Here is a 5,444-nt window from a genome sequence, read left to right as displayed (position 1 = left end):
AGCAGCACCGGTGATCATGTTTTTCACATAGTCGGCGTGGCCCGGGCAGTCAACGTGCGCGTAGTGGCGAGTCGGGGTTTCGTACTCAACGTGAGAAGTGTTGATGGTGATACCACGAGCTTTCTCTTCCGGCGCGTTGTCGATCTGGTCGAATGCACGAGCCTGGCCGCCGTAGGTTTTAGCCAGAACGGTGGTGATTGCAGCAGTCAGAGTGGTTTTACCGTGGTCAACGTGACCGATGGTGCCCACGTTTACGTGCAGTTTGTTACGTTGAAATTGCTCTTTAGCCATCGCTTGTCCCTCTAAGACATGGATATATCAAAGATATCGTCACATCAACCAGGCTATGCCTGACTGTTAGTTTTACAGAGAGAGAATCAGGAGAGAGATAAAGGAAGTGGTGCTGATACCCAGAGTCGAACTGGGGACCTCACCCTTACCAAGGGTGCGCTCTACCAACTGAGCCATATCAGCACATCTGGAGCGGGCAGCGGGAATCGAACCCGCATCATCAGCTTGGAAGGCTGAGGTAATAGCCATTATACGATGCCCGCATCCTGGAACTCGGCTACCTGTTCTTTCTGTAGCTTATGAATAATAAAAGAAGACCCTCTATTATTCGAGTCAGCCAGTATTTCCGGCTAACTTTGACTGTGCCAACGCTCAGTCTGAATTCGAAGGTGAGAGAATTGAACTCACCCATCAGACGACGACCTCATCTGACGCTCAACCAGGAGGTTGAGATGGTGGTGGGAGAAGGATTCGAACCTTCGAAGTCTGTGACGGCAGATTTACAGTCTGCTCCCTTTGGCCGCTCGGGAATCCCACCTACTTGATGGTGCCGGCTACCGGAATCGAACTGGTGACCTACTGATTACAAGTCAGTTGCTCTACCAACTGAGCTAAGCCGGCATCAAGTGACGCGCATTCTAGGAAGTGCGGATGCAGGATGCAACAAAAAAATTGCCAAAATCGCGCTATCGATTACTATTTGTGCAAATCCTCGCAAATCAATCATAAATTGCGGCAAATTTGTTCAGGATTGCTGCTTTTTTACCCGTGAAATCCTGCCACTCCGACATAGATTTTTCTCTAAACAGCTGCACAATTCTGAGTCACGTTGCCATCTGTCTGTGCAAACTAATGCACATTGCATGACATCCTCCCCTTGTCAGCTGTTTTTTGGCTGGCGCGTAATTTGCTTATTTAGGTAAACCAGCCCAGACAAGGAGGATTTCGCATGAATATTTTTTACTCAATGCCACCACATTACCTCGTTATCGCCATGCTCTGGCCGCATTGATGATTGACGCTATCTCACACAATATGACGTCGCCATTTCGGCAATCGAGTAGACAGGAACAACATCAGGCCGCAGAACGTTACTTTCACGGTTTACGCGACCGCCTGGCGCGACATGAGTTGCTATTATAGGTGGCATTGAATGAATCCGGGCTTGTCGGCAGTGTGCAACTCAGTATCTGCCAGCGTCCCGATGGCCAGAACCGGGCTGAGATCCTCCATTTATTGGTTCATTCGCAAGCACGTCGTGAAAGGATTGGCTTTAAGCTCATGCAGGTGCTGGAGCAAAAAGCGGAAGCCTGTCATCGCGGGTTGCTTTATCTCGATGTCATGGCAGGCTCGCCAGCAGAAGCCTTTTATCGGACTCAGGGATATCATTATCTTGGAGAGTTGCCTGATTATTCGCAGCGCGCTGATGGGCATCCCCATCCGGGAGCCATCTATTACAAACGCTTGCGACCAGGCGCACCAGAAGATGCTTCGTCAACCTACTGAGTGACAAGAAAAATGTGGGCGCGCTTACGAAAGCGTGCTCGCTTTTATCATTTTACTTCTTTTTAAAGTCACACTGGTGTTACCCTCCTGCCCATTGTTCTCGTTAAATTACCCCTGTGACGTGCAACTGAGTTCGACACATCGCTGTATGCCTGATGCTGCAAGGTGTAGATGAGCCAGAATTTGCTGTCAGATGCATGCTTATGAGTAAAAAGACGACGCCACTTACTACGCCCTACCTGGAGTTTGATCGTCAGCAATGGGCTGCCTTGCGCGACTCAGTGCCGATGACACTGGCAGAGGGTGAAATCGAACGATTGCGCGGCATCAACGAGGATCTCTCGCTGGAAGAGGTCGCGGAGATTTATTTGCCGTTATCGCGCCTGTTAAATTTTTACATCAGTTCTAATCTGCGACGCCAGGCTGTGCTTGAACAGTTTCTTGGCACCAACGCGCAGAAAATCCCTTATATCATCAGCATTGCTGGCAGTGTCGCTGTGGGTAAAAGTACCACCGCCCGCGTGTTGCAGGCACTGCTCAGCCGTTGGCCGGAACATCGCAAAGTAGAATTGATCACCACAGATGGCTTTCTCCACCCAAATGCGGTTCTGAAACAACGCGGGTTGATGAAAAAGAAAGGCTTCCCGCAATCCTACGATATGCATCGACTGGTCAATTTTGTCTCCGACCTAAAGTCCGGTGCCAGCCAGGTAACTGCCCCGGTTTATTCACATCTGATTTATGATGTTATTCCCGACGGCGATAAAGTTGTTAAACAGCCTGATATTCTGATCCTTGAAGGTTTAAACGTGCTGCAAAGCGGAATGGATTATCCTCACGATCCGCATCATGTATTTGTCTCGGATTTTGTCGACTTCTCCATATATGTTGATGCACCTGAAGATCTGCTCGAAAGCTGGTATATCAATCGGTTTCTTAAATTTCGTGAAGGTGCCTTTAGCGATCCAGATTCATATTTCCATCATTATTCTCAACTGCCTGAAGAAGACGCCGTCAGCATTGCTCGCAGTCTGTGGAAAGAGATTAACTGGTTGAATCTTAAAGAGAACATTCTTCCGACTCGTGAGCGGGCCAGCCTTATCATGACGAAGTCAGCTGATCATGCCGTACAACATGTACGACTGAGAAAATAAATACAAAAACAATAAAGCCCTGTATTTTTCAGGGCTTTATTATCAGTGACGAGGCTGTCCTGGCATTCGAAATAGCCGCTGGTTAATTATCGGGTCGTAATGAAATTTCACCACCAACCCATGCCTTAACAGCACCATCCTGTTCCAACAATAAACCACCTTGCTTATCAACACCACGCGCTATGCCATGCACTTCGCGATCGCCAATTAGCAATTTGACTGGCCGATTAATAAAGTTATCCAATGCATCCCAACGCTCAATAAAAGGTGCCAGTCCATCACGTTCAAATAATGGCAAAGCTTCCCGTAGGCTGTTAATCAACTGAGCAGCCAACTGGTTGCGATCGATCTGCACTCCAGCCTCTTGCAAGTTAATCCAGCCTTGATTTATTTGTGTTGCGCCTTCTGATCGCATCGCAAGATTGATACCTGCACCAATGACAATTTGCGCCGCATCGCCCGTTTTTCCGGTCAGTTCAACCAGAATACCGGCCAATTTCCGATCATGCAGATAGAGGTCATTCGGCCATTTAACTCGTACATCTTTTGCACCGAGGGACTGAATAACTTCGGCCATGACAATGCCAATAACAAGGCTAAGCCCCATCGCAGCAGCTGGCCCTTGCTCCAGTCGCCAGTACATCGACATATACAAATTGGCGCCAAAAGGGGAAAACCACTGCCTGCCGCGACGCCCTCGTCCTGCCTGTTGATACTCTGCAATACAGGCATCGCCTGAAACCAGCTGATCCATGCGCTCCAGCAGATACTGGTTCGTAGAGTCAATCACCGGAATAACGGCCAGATTAGGTTGATGCAGCCGCGACAATATCTCTTCTTCGTTCAGCAACTGAATGGGAGCAGGCAGGCTGTAACCCTTCCCGGTAACCGTATAAACATCCAGTCCCCAACTCTTCAGCGTTTGTATATGCTTGTTAATCGCTGCCCGGCTCATCCCCAGAACTTCGCCCAGTTGCTCACCAGAATGGAATTCCCCATCTGCCAGTAAAGCGACCAGTTTTAACGGAACACTGTGGTCTTTCATGAGATCACCTCAACGGCATTGCGTTCGCCCTGCGCACCAATAAAACGAACTTCCGGCTCCAGCCAGACATTAAATTTTTCACCGACATGGCTTCGTACTTCCCGTGCCAACTGAACAATGTCCTGAGGTGTCGCTCGATCTTCGTTGATCAGCACCAGCGCCTGCTGACGATGCACAGCAGCACCACCAACCCGATAGCCTTTCAGCTGACATTGATCGATCAACCAACCCGCGGCAAGTTTTACCTCGCCATCAGGTTGCGGATAAAGTGGCATCGTCGGCCACTGGGCACATAACGTAGCAGCCTGGTTGGCAGTAATCAGTGGATTTTTAAAGAAACTCCCTACATTACCCGTTACGCTGGGATCAGGCAGCTTACTCTGACGCATCTGACATACCGCATTGAATACATCCCACGCGCTGGCCGTTGCAGGATTCAGTCGTGCCAGGTCGCCGTAACTCAGTACAAGCCGCCATTGTTTTGTCAGGCGTAATCCAACCGCTACAATGACGTAATCGTTTTTCATTGCATGTTTGAAAATACTGTCACGATAACCGAATGCGCACTCTTCACGATCCAGTCGCACGATTTTCTGGGTGGGCAGATGCAAAGCATCAACATAATGGCAGATATCTTTGAATTCCACCCCGTAAGCACCGATGTTTTGGATAGGAGCTGAACCCGCCATACCTGGAATTAACGCCAGGTTCTCAAGACCCGTAATTCCTTTCTTTAAAGTATGCTCAACCAGTTCATGCCAATTCTCTCCCGCCCCGATATGCAACTGCCATGCTTCGGTATGTTCTTCTATGGCTATACCTTTGATTGCATTAATAATGACAGTACCCTGAAAGTCTTCAAGAAACAGCACATTGCTACCGCCTCCGAGTACCATAAATGGCTGTGTCTGCTGGACACAATCCTGCCATGCATCAATGATGGCTTCTGCGGTATCAGCAATAACGATATGTTTCGCACTGACCTCGAGGCCAAGTGTATTGAAAGCTTTAAGAGAAGTGTTGGGGCTGGACATTTCACGGCCTTAACTGATTAATCTGGCCGTAGTTTACCTGATCAGTTAGTAACGAGTGGGATGTTTTCGTGGTTTTTCATCATCTGAGAGACGATTCTTAAACGTAAAAAAGCCCTGAACTTTCGTTCAGGGCTTCTTCACTTAATTGATGCCTGGCAGTTCCCTACTCTCGCATGGGGAGACCCCACACTACCATCGGCGCTACGGCGTTTCACTTCTGAGTTCGGCATGGGGTCAGGTGGGACCACCGCGCTACAGCCGCCAGGCAAATTCTGTTTATCCGTACCGCCCTCGCAGGCCATACGAATCAATCCGTTCGAACAATGCTGAAAATTCTCGCGTCTCTCAACTCAAAACGCCTCTGGCGTTGTAAGGTTAAGCCTCACGGGTCATTAGTACCGGGTCATTAGTACC

4 protein-coding genes, 4 tRNA genes, 1 rRNA gene and 1 pseudogene are annotated in these 5,444 nt (G+C 49.0%); 2 read left to right on the top strand and 8 right to left on the bottom strand.

The genetic code is table 11. The annotated features are described in order from the left end of the window. The 5 genes from CTZ24_RS01105 to CTZ24_RS01085 form a co-directional block, all read right to left on the bottom strand. Positions 1–291, bottom strand: a 291-nt coding sequence (locus tag CTZ24_RS01105; RefSeq protein ID WP_244634008.1) for a GTP-binding protein, incomplete at its 3' end; no start/stop codon positions are given. Between the two features lie 107 nt (positions 292–398). Beyond that, positions 399–474 (bottom strand) — tRNA-Thr (locus tag CTZ24_RS01100). Between the two features lie 5 nt (positions 475–479). Then, a tRNA-Gly gene (locus tag CTZ24_RS01095) sits at positions 480–554 on the bottom strand. A 190-nt stretch (positions 555–744) separates the two neighbouring features. After that, positions 745–829: transfer RNA gene (locus CTZ24_RS01090), tRNA-Tyr, on the bottom strand. Positions 830–836: 7 nt separating this feature from the next. Beyond that, a tRNA-Thr gene (locus tag CTZ24_RS01085) sits at positions 837–912 on the bottom strand. 321 nt (positions 913–1,233) lie between these two features. Between CTZ24_RS01085 and CTZ24_RS01080 the strand changes: the two are divergent. Continuing rightward, positions 1,234–1,797: pseudogene (locus CTZ24_RS01080) on the top strand (GNAT family N-acetyltransferase). A gap of 203 nt (positions 1,798–2,000) precedes the next feature. Continuing rightward, a complete protein-coding gene (coaA, locus tag CTZ24_RS01075; RefSeq protein WP_209012100.1) occupies positions 2,001–2,951 on the top strand; it encodes a type I pantothenate kinase in 951 nt (316 codons plus the stop codon). A gap of 82 nt (positions 2,952–3,033) precedes the next feature. Here the strand turns inward: coaA and birA are convergent, their stop codons facing one another. The 3 genes from birA to rrf form a co-directional block, all read right to left on the bottom strand. After that, positions 3,034–3,996 carry a bifunctional biotin--[acetyl-CoA-carboxylase] ligase/biotin operon repressor BirA gene (birA, locus tag CTZ24_RS01070; RefSeq protein ID WP_021186491.1) on the bottom strand — a complete coding sequence of 321 codons (963 nt, stop codon included), beginning with the start codon at positions 3,994–3,996 and terminating at the stop codon, positions 3,034–3,036. After that, complete coding sequence (gene murB / locus CTZ24_RS01065) at positions 3,993–5,030, bottom strand: UDP-N-acetylmuramate dehydrogenase (protein ID WP_208724564.1); 1,038 nt, start codon at positions 5,028–5,030, stop codon at positions 3,993–3,995. Before murB ends, birA begins: the two co-directional genes overlap by 4 nt. A gap of 150 nt (positions 5,031–5,180) precedes the next feature. After that, positions 5,181–5,296: ribosomal RNA gene (gene rrf, locus CTZ24_RS01060) — 5S ribosomal RNA — on the bottom strand. Between the last annotated feature and the right edge of the window lie 148 nt (positions 5,297–5,444).

Source organism: Pantoea phytobeneficialis, assembly GCF_009728735.1.
GTDB classification, from domain to species: Bacteria; Pseudomonadota; Gammaproteobacteria; order Enterobacterales; family Enterobacteriaceae; genus Pantoea; species Pantoea phytobeneficialis.
The sequence above is the reverse complement of the archived record's forward strand: the minus strand, read 5'-3'. Positions and strand labels throughout refer to the sequence as shown.

Bases quoted from the DNA above. Each gene is read 5' to 3' on its own strand.
- coaA (WP_209012100.1), top strand. From the start codon at position 2,001: ATGAGTAAAAAGACGACGCCACTTACTACGCCCTACCTGGAGTTTGAT.
- birA (WP_021186491.1), bottom strand. From the start codon at position 3,996: ATGAAAGACCACAGTGTTCCGTTAAAACTGGTCGCTTTACTGGCAGAT.
- murB (WP_208724564.1), bottom strand. From the start codon at position 5,030: ATGTCCAGCCCCAACACTTCTCTTAAAGCTTTCAATACACTTGGCCTC.